The organism is Sphingobium limneticum (genome assembly GCF_008710165.1).
GTDB classification, from domain to species: Bacteria; Pseudomonadota; Alphaproteobacteria; order Sphingomonadales; family Sphingomonadaceae; genus Sphingobium; species Sphingobium limneticum.
In genome coordinates, this window is the sequence record NZ_VYQA01000005.1 from 117,691 (window position 1) to 137,143 (window position 19,453).

A 19,453-nucleotide genomic window follows, 5' to 3' on the forward strand; every position below is an offset into this window, starting at 1 on the left:
GTCCCGCGTCCAGCACCGAAATCGGCACATGGTGACGGTGGGGTGTCGTGGGTATGCGATGACAGGGGTGGGGAAATCGGCTAGGACGGTGTCGATGTTTCGCGGGGCCTTCTTGTTCATGTGCATATTGCTCGCGTCGCTGACCATGGCGACGGCGATCCATGCGCGCGAACAGGCCGGGGCGTTCGACATCGAATGTTCCGGCTATGTGCATAGCGATACGGACGAGGATCGCGCACCGGGCGACAGCGATCAGGCCGTGACCCACCATCATGGCAGCTGCCATGGCGCCGCCGCTTTCCTGCCGGCCCGCAGCCTTTCCCCCAATATCTTCGCTTTCCTGAACAGCCCTGTGCGACCGCAGGACCGGTCCGCGCTGGGTCGCTGGATTTCCGGCCCCGATTTGCGGCCGCCCATCGCCTGATCCTGTCCCACCGGCCGTGACCGCAGTTGCGGATCGCGGCCTGATGCGATTCGATCAGGATAGTTTCCCATGCACAAGATCATCGCGGTCCTTTGGGCCGCCACAAGCTGCGTCGCGATGGCGCAGGCGCAGACGGATGTCGCATCGACATCCGCTCCTGCCGCCATAGCCTTCACCCTCGAACAGGCGCTGAGCGCGGCCGGCGCCAGCGCACCCGCCGCCGATGCCGCACAGGCCGGCGTGGCGGCGGCGCAGGCCGCGCGTACCGTCGCGGGCCTGCGTCCCAATCCCACCATCCAGACCGAGCTGGAAAATGTCGGCGGATCGGGCGCCTATAATGGTTTCGATCAGGCCGAAATCACGGTCGGGCTGAGCATCCCCATCGAACTGGGCGGCAAGCGGCCGGCGCGCGTGGCGGTGGCCGATGCGCAGGCACATCGTGCCCTGTTGGGCGCGGCGATCGCGCAGGCCGATGTCCGGCTTCAGGTGACATTGCTCTATATCGAGGCGGTAGCGGCGCAACGGCGCGGCACGATCGCCGCCGATCAGTTGCGCATTGCCGGCAACGCCTATGATGCCGCCGCGCTGCGGGTCCGGGCGGGGCGTGCCTCCCCGATCGAGGAGCAGCGTGCCGATGTCGCCCGCCTGAATGCGCATGCGAATGCCGACCGGACGCTGCGGCTGGCCATGGCGGCGCGCACCAATCTGGTCCGGCGGATCGGCCAGCCGGTCGATGCGCCGCTGGACGAGGGGCTGCTCGACCGGCTGCCCGTCGCGGTTCAGGGGCCGCAGCAGCTGGACAGTCGCGGTACGTTGGCGATGGCTGCGGCCGATGCCGACCTGTCCACCGCCGATGCCGGCGTCCGCCTCGCCCGGTCGCAGCGCGTGCCGGACCTGACGGTCGGGCCGGGCGTGCGGCGCCTGTCGGCCACCAACGATGTGGCGGCGGTGTTCAGCGTCTCCTTGCCCATCCCGCTGTTCAATGCCGGCCGGGCCGGCGTGGCGCAGGTACGGGCGCAGCAGCAGATGGCGCAGGCGCAGAAGCGCATGACTGCGCTGGACGTGGAGCAGGCCATCACCGACGCGCAGGCCGAAGCGGACATCACCGCCACGCTGGCCCGCAATGCGCAGGGGCCGGCGATGGCCGCCGCGCAGGAGGCCGCGCGGATCGCCCGCATCGGATACCGCGAGGGAAAGTTCGGGCAGCTCGACCTGCTCGATGCCGAGCGGACGCTGGCCGACACCCGCCTGGCCGCGATCGACGCGCTGGCCGCCCATCATAATGCCCAGGCCCGGTTGGAGCGGCTCACCGCTCCCGCGCCGCAGGAGGAATATTGACCATGAAAAAGACTATGTGCGCGGCGTTGCTGCCGGTCCCCCTCGCCCTGATGCTGGCCGCCTGTGGTGGCGGGACGGAGGCGGGCAATGCCACGGCCGCCAAGGAAGAAGAGCATGGCGAGGAAGGGCATGAAGATGAGGGCAAGATCGTCCTGAATGACGAACAGATCCGGTCGGCCGCGATCCAGATCGGACGGCCGACCATCGGCGGGTCCGGCACGCTGGAACTGCCCGCCACGATCGAAAGCGATCCGCAGGCGATGCAGGTCGTGTCCGCCGCGATCGGCGGGCGGATCGTGTCGCTGACCCGCAATCTGGGCGAGACGGTCGGGCGCGGCCAGACGCTGGCCGTGATCGAAAGCCGGGAAGCGGCGCTGATGAAGGGCGAGGTCGAGGCTTCGCGCGCGCGGCTGGCGCTGGCCAACAGCAACCTGTCCCGCGAACAAAGGCTGTTCGCGCAGCGCGTGTCGCCGCAGCAGGATCTGATCGCCGCCCGCACCGCTGCGACGGAAGCGCGCATCGCCTACAACCAAGCGACGGGCCAATTGGCCGCGACCGGCGGCGGTGGCGGCGGCCTCAACCGGATCGGCATCGTCGCGCCGGCGTCCGGGCAGGTGATTTCGCGCAGCGTGGCGCTGGGCCAGACGGTCGATGCCAATGCCGAACTCTATCGCGTCGCCAACCTGTCCACCGTGTCGCTCTCGCTCCAGTTGCAGCCGGCCGATGCCGGGCGGGTGAAGCCGGGCAACAGCGTCACGGTGACGGCGGCCGGGCGTCAGGCGAATGCACGGGTGCGCTTCGTGTCGCCGGTGCTGGATGCGCAGACGCGGCTGGTGCCGGTGATCGCCATCCTCGACAATCGCGATGGCCAGTGGCGCGCGGGCGAGCCGGTGACGGCGGCCGTGCAGCTATCGGACGAAGGCGGCGACAAGGCGATCGCCGTGCCCTCCACCGCCGTCCAGACGGTCGAGGGCAAGCCGATGGTCTTCGTGCGGACGCCCGGCGGTTTCCAGGGCGTGCCCGTCATACTGGGCCAGACCAGCGGCGCGATGGTGATCATCAAGTCGGGCCTCAAAGGCAGCGAAACGATCGCCACCACCAACAGCTTCACGCTCAAGGCCGAACTCGGCAAGGGCGAAGCCACGCATGAGGATCATTGAGCCATGATCGCCCCTATCGTCAATTGGGCGGTCCGCAAGCGCTGGCTCGTCCTGCTGCTGACCGCCATCGCCGCCGTCATCGGCGGCATCGCCCTGCACCGCCTGCCGATCGACGCGGTGCCCGACATCACCAACAATCAGGTGCAGATCAACGTCCGCGCCCCGGCCCTGTCGCCCGAACTGGTCGAAAAACAGGTCGCCTATCCGATCGAAACGGCGCTGGCGGGTATCGCCGGCCTCGACCATAGCCGGTCGATCAGCCGCAACGGCTTTGCCCAGATCACCGCCGTCTTCGATGAATCCACCGACATCTACTTCGCCCGCCAGCAGGTGGGCGAGCGGCTGAACGGTGTGGCCGAAAACCTGCCCGCCGGGGTCAGCCCGGAAATGGGACCGATCGCCACCGGCCTTGGCGAAGTCTATATGTGGACGGTGCGGCTGGAGCATCGCGGCGACGACACGCATCTGCCCGGCGAACCGGGGATGCAGCCCGACGGCAGCTATATCACGCCCGAGGGCGACCGGCTGACCACCGATATCGACAAGGCGACCTATTTGCGCACGGCGCAGGACTGGATCGTCGCGCCGTTGCTCAAAAATACCAAGGGGCTGGCCGGGATCGACGCGATCGGCGGGTACAGCAAACAATATATGGTCATTCCCGATGTTCAGCGGCTGTCCGCGCTGGGGTTGACGCTGACCGACCTTGGCACCGCATTGGAGCGCAACAACACGGCCGTAGGCGGCGGCTTCATCGACCGCAATGGCGAGGGGCTGGCGGTGCGATCCGACGCATTGATCCGCAACGCCACCGAATTGTCGCGCATCGTCGTATCGACGCGCGGGGGCGTGCCGATCACGCTGGGCCAGGTCGCGACCGTGAAGACGGGTCAGGCCGTGCGGATGGGATCGGCGTCGGAAAATGGCACCGAAGTCGTGGTCGGCACCGCCGTCATGCGGATCGGCGAGAATAGCCGGACCGTCGCGACCGCCGTGGCCGATCGGCTGAAGAGCATCAACGCATCCCTGCCGCCCGACGTGATCGTGCAGCCGGTGCTGGATCGCACCGCGCTGGTCAACGCCACGATCGGGACGGTGGCGAAGAACCTGACCGAAGGCGCGCTGCTGGTCATCGTCGTGCTGTTCGCCCTGCTCGGCAATTGGCGCGCGGCGTTGATCGCGGCGATGGTGATCCCGGTCACGATGCTGCTCACCGGCTTTGGCATGCTGAAGATCGGCGTGTCGGCCAATCTGATGAGCCTGGGCGCACTGGATTTCGGCCTGATCGTCGACGGCGCGGTCATCATCGTGGAAAATGCGCTGCGCCGCATGGCCGAAGCACAGCATCGGCAGGGCCGGCTGCTCACGAAGAATGAGCGGCTGCATATGGTGGCGCTGGCGTCGCGGGAGATGATCCGGCCGTCCGTCTATGGGCAGGCGATCATCATGCTGGTCTATGTGCCGCTGCTGACGCTGACCGGGGTGGAGGGCAAGAGCTTCGTGCCGATGGCCGCCACGGTCATCATCGCGCTCGCCTTCGCCTTCATCCTGTCGCTGACCGCCGTGCCGGCCGCGATCGCCATCTGGCTGTCGAACAGGGTCGAGGAGAAGGACGGGCGGATCATCGCCTGGCTCAAGGCGCGTTACGAGCCTGGCCTCGATCGGGCGATGCGGCGGCCGACGGTGACGATCGGCGCGGGCATCGCCGGTTGCGCGGTCGCGGTTGCGGCTTTCCTGTCGCTGGGGCAGGTGTTCCTGCCGCAACTGGATGAGGGCGACCTGCTGATCCAGGCGCTGCGCATCCCGGCGACGTCGGTGCAGCAGAGCCAGGCGATGCAGCAGCCGATCGAGCAGATGGTCGGCAAGCAGCCCGAAGTGCAGTTCGTCTTTTCCAAGACGGGCACGGCCGAACTGGCATCCGACCCGATGCCGCCCAACGCCACCGACATGTTCGTGATCCTGAAACCGCGTGAGCGATGGCCCGACCCGCGCCTGAGCAAAGCGGATCTGATTGCGCGACTGGAGGGCAAGCTGGCGCAGTTTCCGGGCAATGCCTATGAAATCACCCAGCCGATCCAGATGCGTTTCAACGAACTGATCGCGGGCGTGCGCGGCGACGTGGCGGTCAAGGTGTTCGGCGAGGATTTCGACGCCATGAACCGCACGGCCAACAAGATCGCCGCCGTGCTGCGCAAGACGCAGGGCGCCACCGACGTCAAGGTGGAGCAGACCGCCGGCCTGCCGATGCTGGACATTCGCGTCGATCGCGATGCGATGGCACGGGTCGGCGTGACGGCGCAGGATGTGCAGGATGTGGTGACCGCGACGATCGGCGGGCGGACGTCGGGCATGATCTTCGAAGGGGACCGGCGCTTTCCGGTGGTCATCCGCCTGTCCGACACGCAGCGGGCCGACCTGCCTGCCCTCGCCCAGATCCAGATGCCGGTCGCGGGCGGCGGCTTCGTACCGCTGGCCAGCGTCGCGCAGATCCGGGTGATCGACGGCCCGAACCAGATCAGCCGCGAAAATGGCAAGCGCCGCGTCGTGGTGCAGGCCAATGTCCGGGGCCGCGACATTTCCAGCGTGGTTCAGGATGCGCAGGCGGCGATTGCGAAGGACGTCCGCCTGCCGGCGGGTAGCTATCTGGAATGGGGCGGGCAGTTCGAAAATCTGGCGTCGGCGCGCGACCGCCTGATGCTGGTGGTGCCGGCCTGCTTCATATTGATCCTGTTGCTGCTGCATGCCGCGCTGGGGTCGGTGCGGGACGCCACGATCGTCTTTACCGGCGTGCCGATGGCGCTGGTCGGCGGGGTGCTGGCGCTGTTTCTGCGCGGCATGGACTTTTCCATCAGCGCGGCGGTGGGCTTCATCGCTCTGTCCGGCATCGCGGTGCTGAACGGGCTGGTCATGCTGTCGTCGATCCAGGATCTGATGCGATCAGGCATGGATAGGCTGGAGGCGGCGCGGCTGGGCGCGGTGCAGCGATTGCGGCCGGTAGTGATGACCGCGCTGGTGGCCAGCCTGGGCTTCGTGCCCATGGCGATCGGCAGTGGGGCTGGCGCGGAAGTGCAGAAGCCGCTGGCCACGGTGGTGATCGGCGGGCTGCTGTCGGCGACCCTGCTGACATTGTTCGTGCTGCCCACCCTTTATGCCCGCTATGGCGCACAGCGGCGCAAGCGAGACGGCGAGTTGGACAGTAGTTTGGCGGTAGCCACCCAACCATGAGCAAAACTCGATTGTCTCAATAATCTACCATATTAGTAGATAAATAACCGCCGGGGGAAGGACTGCTCCCCCGGCGGACCAGTTTCCGGCCAGAAAAGGGATGGCCATCAGACAGACGATCCGTTCGGCTCCGCCCTGCACCGTGTGCCCTTTTGCGGTTGATGGGCGTCGCCCTCCTACGACGACGCTTCCCCCCTTCCCTTCATTGCGACCCGGAGATCAGCCGGGAAGCGTCGTCGTCCTTTATCCGTCCCGTCCTGCGAAAGACCTGTCCATGTCGCTGTCTCATCATCGTCCGCCCGGCGCTGGAGACATTGCGCAGGTCGCCAAGCCCATCAGACAATGTGAGACATGATATGACCGATCCTGTAGACCAGCATTGGGCCGACCTGTTGTCGCCAAGCCGCCGTAACCTGCTGCGCGGCGGCGGGATCGCCGCGACAGCCGGCCTGATCGGGGGGCAGGCCTTTGCCGCCGAGCCGACGCCCAAACTCTCCCCCGCCGCCGTCGCCGCGCGGACCGGCAAAAGCCCCTGGGGTTATGAAACGGACCGGGGGCCGACCCGGCGCCCCAAATCGGTGCGTCCGGGTGAGGAAAATGGCCTGCCGGACCGGCCGCGCGCCTTTACCGACATCAAAAGCTATCACGCGCATATCTATTTCGATGAGGACAGTTACGAAAAGGCCGTGCTGATCCGCAAATGGTCGGCCGACCGGTTCGCCATCGAACTGGGCAACTGGAACCATGAACCGCGCGGCCCGCATGTCACGCCGTCCTTCTATTTCGGTTTCGGCACCGATTTGCAGCCGGTCATCCTGCCCTGGCTGCAACTCAACAGCCTGGGGCTGACGATCCTGATCCATCCCAATACGGACGATCCGCGCGCCGACCATCTTCACTATGCGCTGTGGGTGAACCGGTCGCAGCCGGTCAACGCCTATGGGATGAAGAAGCCGGATCTGGCGGCGGGCGAACCGGCAGTCGAACGCATCTATCCCAACACCCGTCCGACCATTGCGATCGAGCGCGGATGAAGGGTCCGCAATATTGGACAAAATCAGCAGCGATTGAGCAGCCCTCGTTATTCAGGGCGATGCAGTGCGCCTAGCCTGATCCTCTGACAGATATGAGGATATGAAGATGGTGGAGCAGGCAAAGCGGCAATTGCATCTGGGCGCGATATTGGAAGGCGTCGGCGCGGACCATCATAGTTGGCAGGATCCCGACCTGCCCAGCGATGCCAGCATCGACATCAACTGGTATATCGAGCATGCGCGCCTTGCCGAACAGGCCAAGTTCGACCTCGTTTTCATCGTCGATTCTCCCTACATCACGCCCGATACGGCGCCGCATTTCCTCAATCGGCTGGAGCCGCTGACCCTGTTGTCGGCGGTGGCGGCGACGACATCCCATATCGGCCTCGTCGGCACGCTGACCACCTCCTATTGGGAACCCTATAATGTGGCGCGCCAGTTCGGTTCGCTCGACCAGATCAGTCGGGGTCGCGCCGGATGGAATGTGGTGACGACGGGCCTTGAGGGCGCGGCGCGCAACTATGGGCGGGAGGAGCATTTCGACCATAAGGTCCGCTATGCCCGCGCCCGTGAGTTCGTGGACGTCGTCCAGGGCCTGTGGGACAGTTATGAGGATGACGCCTTCCCGCGCGATCGGGCGACGGGGACTTTCCTGGACAAGAGCAAGCAGCATAGGCTGGATCATAAGGGCGCGCATTTTTCGGTCGCCGGGCCGTTGGCGCTCAGCCGGTCGAAGCAGGGGCAGCCGGTCATCTTCCAGGCGGGCGACAGCAGCGAAGGCCGCAATCTGGGCGCGGCGATCGCCGAGGGTACTTTTGCCGCGTCGCAGGATTTCGAGGCTGGCCGAGCCTATTATGCGGACCTGAAGGCGCGGGCCGCCGCGCTGGGTCGCAACCCCGACCTGATCAAGGTACTACCGGGGCTGGTGCCGACCATCGCCGAAACCGACGAGGAAGCACAGGCCATCGCCGCCGCGGCGCAGGGCGCGCTGGATATCGGCAAGCTGCTGACGCAGGTGGGCCGGGCGTTCAACTATCATGACTTTTCCGTCTATGATCTGGATGCCCCCTTCCCCGACCTGTCGGGCGTGACGCTCAACAGCTATAAGGGGCAGGCCGAGCGCATCATCCGCGTCGCCGCCGAGGAAAAGCTGACGTTGCGGCAGGCGGCCTATCGGTTCGGCCAGTGGAAGTCCGATTTCGTGGGATCGCCCGAAACCATCGCGGCGGAAATCGAACGCTGGTTTGTCGGCCGCGCCGCAGATGGTTTCATCCTGCGCGTCACCCGGCCGGGCGACTTTGCGCTGTTCCGTGAGCGGGTGGTACCGATCCTGCAAGAACGCGGGCTGTTCCGCACGGATTATGAGGGCGACACGCTGCGCAGCCATCTGGGCCTGCCGGTGCCGGAAAACCGCCATAGCGAGGCGGCGCGGCAGACCCAGGCGATCGCGGCCGAATGAGCGAGCCGCACGGGCTGGACCTGACCGCCGATGTGCTGATCATCGGCGGTGGGATGGCGGCATGCTGGGCGGCGACATCGGCCGCGCGAGCCGGGGCGCGCGTCGTGCTGGCAGACAAGGGCTTTGTCGGCACCAGCGGCGTCACGGCGACGGGCGGGCCCAATCATTGGTGGGTGGCGCCGGACAAGCGGGCGCAGGCGGTGGAGGAGCGGCATGCGCGCGCCTTCGACCTGGCCGAGCGCGACTGGATGGCGCGGATCATCGAGGAGACATGGCGCGCGCTGCCCGAACTGACGCCCTATTATCCGTTCGATACCGATGGGAAGGGCGGCACTTTCTATTCGGGCGTGCGCGGGCCGGAATATATGCGGGCGCTACGCCGCTTTGCGGTCGATCGGGGCGTGACGATCCTGGACCATCATCCGGCGCTGGAATTGTTGCAGGATGGCGATGGCGCCATCGTCGGCGCGGCGGGACATGCACGGCTGGACGATCGCGACTGGCGCGTGCGCGCGCCGGCGGTGATTTTGGCGACGGGTGGCTGCGCTTTCCGGTCGGGGCTGATCGGCAGCCATGGCAATACCGGCGACGGGCTGCTGATGGCGGCGGAGGCCGGGGCCGTGCTGTCGGGCATGGAATTTTCCGCCTCCTATTCGCTGTCGCCGGCTTGGAATTCGACGCGTACCCTGCCCTATTTCGCGGCGCGCTTTTTCGATGCGGAGGGGCAGGAACTGGACGTGCCGCCGCCGATGAGCGGCGAGGCTGCGCATTTGAAGGCATTGGCGCGAGCGATGGATGCCGGGCCGGTGCTGGCGGACCTGAGCGATGCGCCGGACCTGCTGAAGCAATTATTGCGGCGGATCCAGCCGGCATCGCTGCCGCCCTTCGAGCGGCGCGGGATCGACCTGTTCGAAAATCGCTTCCCCATCCGCCTGTTTGGTGAGGGGACGGTGCGCGGGACCGGGGGCTTGCAGATTATCGACGAGGATTGCCGCACCAGCGTCGAGGGCCTGTATGCCGTGGGCGATTGCGCGACGCGTGAACTGATCGCCGGGGCGACCAGCGGCGGCGGCGCGCAAAATGCCGCCTGGGCGCTGACATCCGGCCGGGTGGCTGGCAAGGCGGCCGCGCTGGCGGCATTACGGATGGGTAAAGCCGCACCCGGCAAGGCGATTGGGCGGGCAGGATTGCGGCCGGCTGCGACCGTGCGCGCCATCGACCTGACGCCTGTGGTTCCGGCCGTGCAGGCCTTCACCATCGCCTTCGACGGGACGCTCTGGCGCAGCGCCGCCAAGCTGGAAGCGGCGCAGGAACGGCTCGATGATCTTTGGCGGGATATGGCCGACCATGGCCATGCCGGGGGTCTGGGCCGGGTCGCCTTGCGCGAGCAGGCGGCGATGCTGGCCAGCGCACGCTGGGTCGGGGCAGCCGCACTGGCGCGCGATGAAAGCCGGGGGCTGCATATGCGCGAGGACAGGCCGCTGGTCGATCCGGCGCAGGCCCGACGTCTGCTGACGGGCGGGCTGGAGCAAGTCTGGACCCGCTTCGATCACGCCACACCCCAGACCCAATTGAAGGAAGTCGCCGCATGATCGCCCATATTTTCGAGGAGCGGTGCGACGGCTGCAATAGCTGCGTTGCCGCCTGCCCCACCCATGTGCTGGACGCGCGGACGGATGGTGCCCCGGTGATCGCCCGGATCGACCAGTGCCAGACCTGCTATATGTGCGAGCTCTATTGCGAGTCCGATGCTATCTATGTCGATCCCGACCAGTTGGCCCGGCCGACCATCACGCCGCAGGGGATTTTGGACGGCGGCCAGCTGGGGCGATTGCGCCATGATTATGGATGGGATCAGGACGCTGCACCCGGCGAAGGGCATCTCAGCGATTTCTGGCGTCTGGGACCATTGCTGCGCGAAGGGGCGGAGATCGCCACGCGGCGCTATGCCGCCTTCAAGGCCGATCGGGGATAAGAAAAGGGGGCGTTTTCCGCCCCCTTTTCATCTCAAACCCTGCTGTCGATCTGGCGAAGAATGTCCGCTGCCTCTGGTCGGTCCAGCCAGTCGGGGCTGACATGCAGCCATTGGACGATCCGGCCTGGCCCCACCAGCAGCACCGTGGGTTGCGGCAATTCCCAGCTATCGGTGCCGGTCACTTCGCCGATCCAGCCGGCCGGCGGCGGCGAAGGCCGATCTTCGGGGCGGAAGGCAACGTTGAGCAGCCGCGCCAGCCCATTATCCGCATCGGTCGCGACCGGGAAAGGCAGGCCGTGGCGCTGCTTGATCTCACGCAGGCGATCGGGGATTTGCGGGCTGAGCGCCAGCAGCGGAATGTTGCGATCGGCCAAGGCCGGCGCCAGCGCCAGCGCATAATAGGGCAAGGCGATATTGTCGGCCGCGCAGGTGGCGAAGCGGAAGAGGAGCAGCAGCGCGGGCCCTTCGGCGGTCAGCGCGTCCAGCGTCAGCGTATCGCCGCCGACTTGCGTGAAGGACAAGGGCGGCAGGCTGTCGCCCGGCTGCGCCACATCGGCAGGGTCGAACCGATCGACAAGCTGGCGGCGCACGGCTGCATTGGCCTCCAGCTGTGCCGGCGCCCAGTTGCGCGCCCGATCCGCCTGCAACGCGGCGAAACGATCCTTGAGCGGTTCAATGAGAAGTGTGGCCATCATGATCTCCTGGAGTTGAGGCCATGATGGCAAGCGTAGGCGATCACCGCCAATGAGAGTTGGCGGATGAGGATCGAAGATTTTTCATAGTTTCAGGCGATTGGCTCAGGCTGCGTCGCGGCGGCGGCCCTCCCGCCGGTGCTGGCTGGGCAGGATCGGCAGGCCCAGATTGCCGCGCAGCGTGTCCGCTTCATAGTCCGTGCGGAACAGGCCGCGTTCCTGAAGGATCGGCACCACTTCCGCCACGAAACGCTTGAATTGCGCCGGATGGCCCAGATGGACGTTGAGGCCGTCGAGCGCGCGCCCTTCGAACCAGCGCTGAATCTCGTTCGCGACCGTTTCCGCCGATCCCACGAAGGGGCTGCCGCGCCCGGCCCGCGCCCGCTCGACCGCCTGCCGCAGGGTCAGTCCCTGTTCGACGGCCTGATCCGTGACCGCCTTGGCCTGCGTGTAGAAGCTGTTCTTCGCGGCTTCCAGCGCCTGTACCGGGAAGGGGGCGTCGGGATCATATTGGCGGAAATCATGCCAGCCGAACGGGCGGCCGAATTCGGCCAGCGCCTGATCGAAGCTCTGGTCCAGCTCGCGATAGCGGCGCTGGATATCCTGCGCGTCTTCATCCGTATCGCCGACATAGACGGTAAAGCCGGGCAGGATGACGATCTCATCCGGGTTGCGGCCCTGGCGTATGGCCCGGCCTTTCAGGTCGGCATAGAAGGCCTGCCCCTGCTCGATCGTGGCGGCGTGAGTGAAGATGGCGTCGGCGATGCCGGCACCCAGATCGCGGCCCTGATCGCTGTCGCCCGCCTGGAAGATGACCGGCTCGCCCTGTGGTGAACGCTGGAGATTGAGCGGGCCGACGACCTGGAAAAATTCGCCCTTGTGATCCAGCCGGTGCAGCTTGTCGGGGTCGAGAAATTGGCCGGTCGCGCGATCGCGGACCAGTGCGCCTTCTTCCCAGCTGGACCAGAGGCCCCGCGCCACATCAAGGAACTCGACCGCGCGACGATAGCGGGTGTCATAGTCGAAATGCTCTGGCTGGCTGAAATTGCCGGCCGTGCCGGCGTCTCCGCTGGTCACGACATTCCAGCCGGCGCGCCCCTTGCTGATCAGGTCGAGCGAGGCGAAGCGGCGGGCGAGACTGAACGGGTCGTTATAGGATGTGGTGAGCGTAGCGACCAGGCCGATATGCCTGGTCGCCACGGCCAGTGCCGACAGGAGGGTGAGCGGTTCCAGCCGGTTAAGATAATGGGGCGGCGAATTGGCGGTGATGAATTGGCTGTCGACGATGAAGACGAGGTCGAACTTTGCCGCCTCCGCCTGGCGCACGACATCGATATACCAGTCGATATTGACGCTGGCGTCGATCGGAATGTCCGTGTCCAGCCAGCGATTGCTGTCGCCGGGGCCGCCCACGCCGGTCGGGACGAGGCCGAGTTTCAACTGGCGTTGCGACATGCCCCTACCCTGTCCTTACGCGTCGAAGCCGGGCGAATGACGGCCCGCCTTGCGCAACGCAGCTTCCCAGACCAGGTCGTGATGCGATTTGCCGCCTTCGACCGGCTTGCGTTCGCGGCTGATCTGGCGGCGCACTTCTTCCTGCGCCGCTTCAGGCGCGATCAGCACATTGTCGCGGCCGATGGACAGGGTACGGACCTGCGCCTTGCAGGCTTCCTCCAGATGATAGATGCCGCTGAACGCTTCACCGGGCGAAGCGCCCAGCGCCAGCGTGCCGTGATTGCGCAGCAGCATCACCTTGGTATCGCCGAGGTCTGCGACGATGCGTTCCCGCTCGTCCAGGTTGAGCGCCACGCCTTCATAGTCATGGTAGGAAATGCGCGGGATGAGGGCGAGCGCGCGCTGGTTGAGCGGCAGCAGCCCTTCGGCATGGGCGGAGACGGCCATGCCGTCGGCACTGTGGAAATGGGCGATATAATGGGCATCGTCGCGCGCGGCGTGGATCGCCGAATGGATCACATAGCCGGCATAGTTGATGCCATAGTCGCTGTCCCCGATGACATTGCCGTCGAGATCGACCTTCACCAGGCTGGACGCGGTGATTTCATCGAACATCAGACCGAACGGGTTGATCAGGAAATGATGATCCGGTCCCGGCACGCGCGCCGAGATGTGGGTGTAGAGAAAATCGTCCCAGCCATAGAGGGCGGACAGGCGATAGAAAGCGGCGAGGTCCACGCGGACCTTCCATTCCGCTTCGCTGATGCCGGGTGCACGAAAACGATCGTCTTTCAGGACTGTGGCCATGGGGATGCTCCTTTATGGGCAAATGTAGGCAGGCGGCAGGGAGCCGCCCAATGAGAATGTCTGATGGATGGACGAGCGTCGCTCATGCCGGGAAGACGCTGGCGTCGACGATCCTTGCGACGTCGATATGGACGGGCAATTCGCCATCGGCATGGAAGCGATCGACCACGCGTTGCAGCGGCGTGATGACGGCAGCGTCGGGCGCGACCAGAACCGAACTTTGTCGATCCACGATCAGCTTCGCCAGCTTCGGGTCCACGCCCGTCGCCTTGGCAAAGACGCCGGCATAGGCTTCGCTATGCGATTGCGCCCATTGGCCGGCCGTGCGGAAGCGGCCGAGCATGTTCGTCAGCGCCTCCCGCTTGGCAGTGTCGTCCAGCGCCGCCTGCGACGCTGCGATCAGGAGCAGGCCGGTGTTGATCCCCTGCCCGTCGCGCAGCACCCGCGCGCCGCGCTGCTCCGCAGCCAGTTGATAGGTGCCGAAGGTCGCCCAGGCCTCGATCCGTCCGGCCGCGAAGGCGGCAGCGGCGTCATTGGGCAGCATGAAGCCGATATCGACGGCCTTGCGATCTACCTTCGCCTCCTTGAGCGCTTCGAGCAGGAGATAATGGGAGATGCTGCCCCGCGCGCTGGACACGATCACGCGGTGGCCGGCAAGGCCCGCGACATTATGGATCGGCGAACCGGGCGGCACGATGATGGCGATGTCGCGGGTGGAGGACACCGAAGCGGCGACGATCTTGAGCGGGGCGCCGGCCGCCGCCGCCAGCACCACCGGCAGGTCGCCCGCCGGCGCGGTATCGACCGCCCCGGCATTGAGCGCCTCCAGCAAGGGCGCGGCACCGACGAAATTGGCCCATTCGATATCATAAGCCAGATGCTTGAGCGTACCCGCCGCCTCCGCCTTCGACTGGAGGAGATGGACCTGATCGCCCAGGACCAGTTTCGTCCGTGCGGCCTTCCCGGTCCCACCGCAGGCGGCAAGGCCGAGCGCGGCGGCGCCGGCAAGGAACGTGCGTCGATCAGAAAGCAAGAGCGATCCGCCCATAATAATAGCCACCCGCTGGGTTGAAGGGCGATGGGCCATAATAGCCCTGCCCCGTCTGGGGATTGCCCGGCCCGTTGGTTTCGGGGCGGACGTCGAACAGGTTGGTGGCGCCGACCGAGAGGGTGGCGAAGTCCGTCACCTTCGCGCTGATGCTGGCGTCGGTGATGATCTTCGCGCCGAAATAGCGGTCATCGCCTGCGGCGGTGCGCTGCGTATATTTGCCGTAGCGGGTGTTGGTCAGGCTGAAGCCGAAAATGCCCTTGCTCCAGTTCAGCGTACTGACCAGCTTTGTGTGCGGCTGAAGCACTTCCAGCTCGCCGATCTTGTCCCCGCCGAAGAAGACCGAGCCGGCGCCCAGCAGCGACGTGCCATTGGCCGCGAACAACTGCGCCGGGGTGGCGACGATGTCCGTCACCTTGGTCTTGCTATAGTTGAAGGCGAAGGTGAGGCCTAGCTTGCCGAAATCGCCCAAGCCGGTCGAATAGTCGGCGACGAGGTCGAAGCCCTTCGTTTCCGTATCGGCGGCGTTGATGAAATATTCCGCCTGCTCCACATCGGACAGGCCGTTGGCGGCCAGGATCGCGGAAATGCCGGTGCCGAACAGGCGGCCGGTGCGCTCGATCCGATCCTTGATCTTGATATAATAGCCATCGAGCGTGATCGAGAGCGTCGGCAAGGGCGTGAAGACGATGCCAAGGCCCGCATTCCAGGTCTTTTCCGCCTTGAGCGGCTTGGCGCCGAGCAACTGGCCGACATTGCTGTCCGCCGTCACCAGCTTTGCGACGGTCGGGCGCAGTTCGGTCTGGCCGGTCGCCGCGTTGAAGAAGGAGGAGGTGCGCCCGTCCGTCTGGGCATAGCCGATCTGTGTCAGCGACGGCGCGCGGAAGCCGGTGCCCACGGTGCCGCGAATGGCGAGCGCCGGGGAGATTTCATAGCGGCTGTTGAGCTTCAGGCCGATCGGGCTGCCGGAGCCGTCGCTATAATGTTCGGCCCGCAACGCCGCGCCGATATACCAGGCGTCGGTCGGATAAAGGCCAAGGTCGATATAGCCGGCATAGACTTTGCGGCTGATGTCGGCTTCGTCGGCGGGCGACAGGACGATCGCGCCCTGCACCACCGGGGAGGCGACGCGGCCGACATTCCAGTCATATTGCTGGTCGCCCGGCTGGAACGTGTAGGTTGCCGGCTGATAGGCGAGCGGATCGCCGGCGAAGGTGCGGAAACGGTCTAGGCGATATTCGCCGCCGATCGACACCTGCAAAGGCTTGGCGAAACCGATGTCATATTCGCGATGCAGATCGACATTGTGGGTCCACTGGCGGAATTCGAAATTGGCCAGATTGGGCCAAGTGGTCGGGCTGTCCGGGCCGAGCGACGGGCGGATGGAGAGCTTGGAAAATTGCCGGCTGGCGTTGCGGCCGAAGGAGGTGGAAATATCATAGTCCCAGCCGATCAGCGTCCCTTTCAGACCGCCGACAAACTGGAAATCCGTCTCGTCGATATTGTTGAGCGGATAATAGCCATTCGGAAAAAGCGCAGTGAAATTGGCGGTGCTGTTGGGGCGGCGGAAATTGTTGCCGATCTGGGCGTCACGCTCGCCATAGGTGCCGAAACTGTAGAGGGTCGCGTTGTCCGTCACCGGGAGCTGGGCGTTATAGCCCAAGTTGAACGCCTTGATCTGCGGGTCGCCATTATGGGCGCCGTCGCGGTTCCAGGCGGCGTTGCGGGCATTGGCGTCGGCGATGTTCGCCTCCACCTGCGCGCGGGTCAGGCCGCTGGAGGCCACCACTTGGTCGATCGTGCGGCCCGATGGAAGGCCGTAAAGGTTGGCGTCAGTCGCGGCCAGATTCCACCAGGCGCCGCCCCGTTTCCGAATGTCGCCGCTAACGGTCAGGAAGCCGCCATCGTCGCCGATCTTTGTGCCGTAGCGGAACGTGCCTTTCCAGCTATCCGGCTTGCCATTGGCCGAATAGAGCGTGCCATAGGTGAAATCGCCGCTCAGCCCTTCCTTCTGCGCCAGCTGGATGTTGATGACGCCAGCAATCGCATCGGTGCCATATTGGGCGGCGGCGCTATCTTTCAGCACTTCGATCCGGTCGATGCCGCTGGTCGCGATCATATCGACATCGACCGGGTTGGCGCCCGACGTGTCGGTGGTCGAATTGTTGAGGAAGGCGCCGTTGTGCCGGCGCTTTCCGTTCACCAGCACCAGCGTATAGGCCGGCGCCAGACCCCGGTTGGTGACGGGTCGGCCGACCGAAAAGACGCCGGCATGGGTCGATCCGAAATTGAGCGAGGGCAGCAGCTTGGACAGCGCTTCGCCGAACTCCGCCGCGCCGGTCGCCTGCAGCTTGTCCGCGCTGACGACGTCGATAGGCGCCGGGCTTTCGGCGATGGTGCGCGGTGCGCCGCGAACACCGGTGACGATGATCGTCCCGGCGTCCGCAGCGGCGGCATCATCGGGCGGGCTGACGGACTGTGCCGACGCCGGTGAGACAGCGAGTGCGACAGCCGTGAGCGCCGACGAGGCGAGATAGAGAGCGGCGTTCTTCATGGACATATTCCCCCAACAATTCTTGGGGCCTCAGTATTTTCTACTTCTTTAGTTGAGAAATGAATTTGGAGCCAGATCCATGAGTATCGCTAAAGTTTAGATGATCTTTGCCCATTCAAACTTATTGTTTCAGGGCCGCTTTTCCGAAGCTGGAATCGAAGGCCTGGGCGACGTCGCGCTTGCCGTCCGTCAGCCCGGCGTTGCGGAACCGCGCGGTAATATCCTGCTCATGCGCGATGATCTTGGCATCGATCGGTTGCGACACCCGGTTGTTGCGGTCGAAGCTGGCACGGGCGATGTCGAGCGGGAGTCCGGTTTCCTTCGCCAGCACCTGCGCGAAATCGTCAGGATGCGCGCGCGCCCAGGCGACGGCCTTCGCCTCGCGTTGCAGGAAGTCGGCTAGCAGCGCGCGTTTCGGCGCTATGCTGTCGGCATGGGCGATGTCGATATAGATGGGCAGGCCATAGTCCTTCGCATCGACGATGGCGCGCGCGCCTTCCTTGATCGCGACATTGGTATAGGGCGTCCAGATCGCCCAGGCGTCGATCGATCCGCTGTCGAAGGCGGCCTTTGCGTCGCCCGGCGGCAGGAAGGTGACGCGCACCTTGTCGGCCGGGATATGGGCGCGCTCCAACGCCTGAAGCAGCAGATGATGGCCGATCGACCCACGCGTAGTCGCCACCGACTTGCCGACCAGATCCTGCGCGCTTTTGAGCGGTGATCCGTTCTTGACCAGGATGGCGAGCGCTTCGCCGGCTTGTTGCGCGGGCGCCTGCACACCGATCGCTTTTACCGGACTGCCGCTTTGATAGGCGAAGATGAAGGGGGCGTCTGCGGCCAGACCCAAGTCCGCCGCGCCACCGCCGACCGCCTCCAGCAAAGGCTGGGCCGAGGGAAATTCCGACCATTCGACCGTATAGGGCGCGCCGTTCAGCACGCCCGATGCGATCATCATGGATTTCACCTGCCCCTTTTGATTGGCGACCCGCAAGACCTTTTCATCGCTGCCCTTAAAAGTCGCGGCGGCAAGGCCGAGGCCCGCCACCGCGATAAGGGACGCCGACAGGATGACGACGTTTTTCTTAGGCATGGATCAGCCCGCCAGTGCGAGGCCGGCCGCCTCGCGCTCTGCAACCCGGCGGCGCACGACCGGCAGCAATTCCTGCCCGTAGAGGATGGAATCGCCCAGCGGATCGAAACCGCGGATCAGGAAATGGTCGATGCCGATGTCATAATAATCGAGCATGGCGTCGGCCACCTGTTCGGGCGTACCGACCAGGCCGGTGCTGTTGCCGGCCGCGCCGGTCAGCGCGGCGACGCCGGTCCACAGACGCTTGTCCTGCCGATTGGCGCTGGCGGTTTCCAGCAGGCGCAGCGCGCCGACATTGGGCGGACGATGGCCGGTGATCGGCAGGCCGGCAGCGGTGCGGTTTTCGCGCACCTGCTCCTCGATCTCCGCCGCGCGCTTCCAGGCGGCTTCCTCCGTATCGGCGATCACCGGGCGCAGCGAAAGCGAGAAGCCCGGATCGCGGCCGTAGCGGGCGGCCGATTTGCGCACGGCGCGCACCGTGTCCTGCACCGCTTCGAGCGTTTCGCCCCACAGCGCATAGACGTCGGCATGGCGGCCGGCGACGTCGATCGCCTCTTCCGACGATCCGCCGAAGAAGACCGGCAGATTGTCGGGCTTGATCGCGCTATACGCCTGACGGATGTCGTAGAACTTGCCCTGATGGTCGAAGGGTTTGGACTCCGTCCATTCCTGCCGCAGGATGTTGAGATATTCGTCGGTGCGGGCATAGCGTTCGGCCTTCACCGTCTTGGTGTCGCCATCGCGCGCCATTTCTTCATCGGCGCCGCCGGTGATGATGTGCACGGCGACGCGGCCGCCCGACAGCTGATCCAGCGTCGCCAGTTGGCGCGCGGCGACCGTCGGCTGGGTGAAGCCGGGACGATGGGCGACCAGAAAGCCGAGCTTGGTGGTGATGGCTGCGGCGTGGGCCGCGACGATCTGGCTTTCCGGGCTGTTGGAGCCGAAGGGGATGAGGACGCGGTCGAAGCCGCCCTCTTCCTGTGCCTTGGCCGCTGCGTTGACATAGTCGGTGTCGAGCGCACGGCTGCGCACCGCCGCCTGCGTTTCCGACCCGTTGTTGAAGCCTATATAGCCGATGAACTTGACGCTCATGGTTGCTCTCCTTGAAATTGATGCGAGACATTGCCCCGATCCGTTCGCTTCGAGGGTGTCGAGAAGCGGCAAGCGCAAGGCTTCCTGTTTCTCGACTTCG

The 19,453-nt window shown here is 65.5% G+C and carries 15 protein-coding genes; 8 read left to right on the top strand and 7 right to left on the bottom strand.

The genetic code is table 11. The features are described from left to right. The first annotated feature begins 118 nt into the window (after positions 1-118). From F4U95_RS08545 to F4U95_RS08580, 8 genes are all read left to right on the top strand, one after another. On the top strand, positions 119-424 hold the full coding sequence (locus F4U95_RS08545) for a hypothetical protein (protein ID WP_211364652.1): 306 nt from the start codon (positions 119-121) through the stop codon (positions 422-424). A 69-nt stretch (positions 425-493) separates the two neighbouring features. After that, positions 494-1,762 (top strand): TolC family protein, encoded by a 1,269-nt coding sequence (locus F4U95_RS08550; protein WP_150425357.1) that lies wholly within the window; start codon positions 494-496, stop codon positions 1,760-1,762. A gap of 2 nt (positions 1,763-1,764) precedes the next feature. Continuing rightward, positions 1,765-2,922 (top strand): efflux RND transporter periplasmic adaptor subunit, encoded by a 1,158-nt coding sequence (locus F4U95_RS08555; protein ID WP_150425358.1) that lies wholly within the window; start codon positions 1,765-1,767, stop codon positions 2,920-2,922. A gap of 3 nt (positions 2,923-2,925) precedes the next feature. Further along, a complete protein-coding gene (locus F4U95_RS08560; protein ID WP_150425359.1) occupies positions 2,926-6,147 on the top strand; it encodes an efflux RND transporter permease subunit in 3,222 nt (1,073 codons plus the stop codon). A gap of 356 nt (positions 6,148-6,503) precedes the next feature. Then, a complete protein-coding gene (locus F4U95_RS08565) occupies positions 6,504-7,181 on the top strand; it encodes a DOPA 4,5-dioxygenase family protein (protein ID WP_150425360.1) in 678 nt (225 codons plus the stop codon). Positions 7,182-7,287: 106 nt separating this feature from the next. Continuing rightward, on the top strand, positions 7,288-8,640 hold the full coding sequence (locus tag F4U95_RS08570) for an LLM class flavin-dependent oxidoreductase (RefSeq protein WP_120252074.1): 1,353 nt from the start codon (positions 7,288-7,290) through the stop codon (positions 8,638-8,640). After that, complete coding sequence (locus F4U95_RS08575; RefSeq protein ID WP_150425361.1) at positions 8,637-10,232, top strand: FAD-dependent oxidoreductase; 1,596 nt, start codon at positions 8,637-8,639, stop codon at positions 10,230-10,232. The genes F4U95_RS08570 and F4U95_RS08575 overlap by 4 nt, the downstream gene beginning before the upstream one ends. Next, complete coding sequence (locus tag F4U95_RS08580; protein ID WP_150425362.1) at positions 10,229-10,615, top strand: 4Fe-4S dicluster domain-containing protein; 387 nt, start codon at positions 10,229-10,231, stop codon at positions 10,613-10,615. Before F4U95_RS08575 ends, F4U95_RS08580 begins: the two co-directional genes overlap by 4 nt. Before the next feature lie 32 nt (positions 10,616-10,647). On the opposite strand, the gene F4U95_RS08585 is transcribed toward F4U95_RS08580, so the two are convergent. From F4U95_RS08585 to F4U95_RS08615, 7 genes are all read right to left on the bottom strand, one after another. Next, positions 10,648-11,310 carry a redoxin domain-containing protein gene (locus F4U95_RS08585; protein WP_246171540.1) on the bottom strand — a complete coding sequence of 221 codons (663 nt, stop codon included), beginning with the start codon at positions 11,308-11,310 and terminating at the stop codon, positions 10,648-10,650. 102 nt (positions 11,311-11,412) lie between these two features. After that, positions 11,413-12,762, bottom strand: coding sequence for an LLM class flavin-dependent oxidoreductase (locus F4U95_RS08590; RefSeq protein WP_150425363.1), 1,350 nt, complete (start codon positions 12,760-12,762; stop codon positions 11,413-11,415). Between the two features lie 15 nt (positions 12,763-12,777). Continuing rightward, positions 12,778-13,569, bottom strand: coding sequence for a class II aldolase/adducin family protein (locus tag F4U95_RS08595; protein ID WP_120250283.1), 792 nt, complete (start codon positions 13,567-13,569; stop codon positions 12,778-12,780). Between the two features lie 82 nt (positions 13,570-13,651). Then, positions 13,652-14,629 (bottom strand): ABC transporter substrate-binding protein, encoded by a 978-nt coding sequence (locus F4U95_RS08600; protein WP_211364653.1) that lies wholly within the window; start codon positions 14,627-14,629, stop codon positions 13,652-13,654. Further along, complete coding sequence (locus F4U95_RS08605) at positions 14,592-17,171, bottom strand: TonB-dependent receptor plug domain-containing protein (protein ID WP_150425365.1); 2,580 nt, start codon at positions 17,169-17,171, stop codon at positions 14,592-14,594. Before F4U95_RS08605 ends, F4U95_RS08600 begins: the two co-directional genes overlap by 38 nt. A gap of 121 nt (positions 17,172-17,292) precedes the next feature. Continuing rightward, positions 17,293-18,261, bottom strand: a complete 969-nt coding sequence (locus tag F4U95_RS08610) for an ABC transporter substrate-binding protein (protein WP_150425366.1) — start codon at positions 18,259-18,261, stop codon at positions 17,293-17,295. A gap of 3 nt (positions 18,262-18,264) precedes the next feature. Next, a complete protein-coding gene (locus F4U95_RS08615) occupies positions 18,265-19,353 on the bottom strand; it encodes an LLM class flavin-dependent oxidoreductase (RefSeq protein ID WP_150425367.1) in 1,089 nt (362 codons plus the stop codon). Positions 19,354-19,453 lie beyond the last annotated feature (100 nt).

Coding starts and splice junctions, on each gene's coding strand:
- F4U95_RS08545 (WP_211364652.1), top strand. CDS start 119: ATGTGCATATTGCTCGCGTCGCTGACCATGGCGACGGCGATCCATGCG.
- F4U95_RS08550 (WP_150425357.1), top strand. CDS start 494: ATGCACAAGATCATCGCGGTCCTTTGGGCCGCCACAAGCTGCGTCGCG.
- F4U95_RS08555 (WP_150425358.1), top strand. CDS start 1,765: ATGAAAAAGACTATGTGCGCGGCGTTGCTGCCGGTCCCCCTCGCCCTG.
- F4U95_RS08560 (WP_150425359.1), top strand. CDS start 2,926: ATGATCGCCCCTATCGTCAATTGGGCGGTCCGCAAGCGCTGGCTCGTC.
- F4U95_RS08565 (WP_150425360.1), top strand. CDS start 6,504: ATGACCGATCCTGTAGACCAGCATTGGGCCGACCTGTTGTCGCCAAGC.
- F4U95_RS08570 (WP_120252074.1), top strand. CDS start 7,288: ATGGTGGAGCAGGCAAAGCGGCAATTGCATCTGGGCGCGATATTGGAA.
- F4U95_RS08575 (WP_150425361.1), top strand. CDS start 8,637: ATGAGCGAGCCGCACGGGCTGGACCTGACCGCCGATGTGCTGATCATC.
- F4U95_RS08580 (WP_150425362.1), top strand. CDS start 10,229: ATGATCGCCCATATTTTCGAGGAGCGGTGCGACGGCTGCAATAGCTGC.
- F4U95_RS08585 (WP_246171540.1), bottom strand. CDS start 11,310: ATGATGGCCACACTTCTCATTGAACCGCTCAAGGATCGTTTCGCCGCG.
- F4U95_RS08590 (WP_150425363.1), bottom strand. CDS start 12,762: ATGTCGCAACGCCAGTTGAAACTCGGCCTCGTCCCGACCGGCGTGGGC.
- F4U95_RS08595 (WP_120250283.1), bottom strand. CDS start 13,569: ATGGCCACAGTCCTGAAAGACGATCGTTTTCGTGCACCCGGCATCAGC.
- F4U95_RS08605 (WP_150425365.1), bottom strand. CDS start 17,171: ATGAAGAACGCCGCTCTCTATCTCGCCTCGTCGGCGCTCACGGCTGTC.
- F4U95_RS08610 (WP_150425366.1), bottom strand. CDS start 18,261: ATGCCTAAGAAAAACGTCGTCATCCTGTCGGCGTCCCTTATCGCGGTG.
- F4U95_RS08615 (WP_150425367.1), bottom strand. CDS start 19,353: ATGAGCGTCAAGTTCATCGGCTATATAGGCTTCAACAACGGGTCGGAA.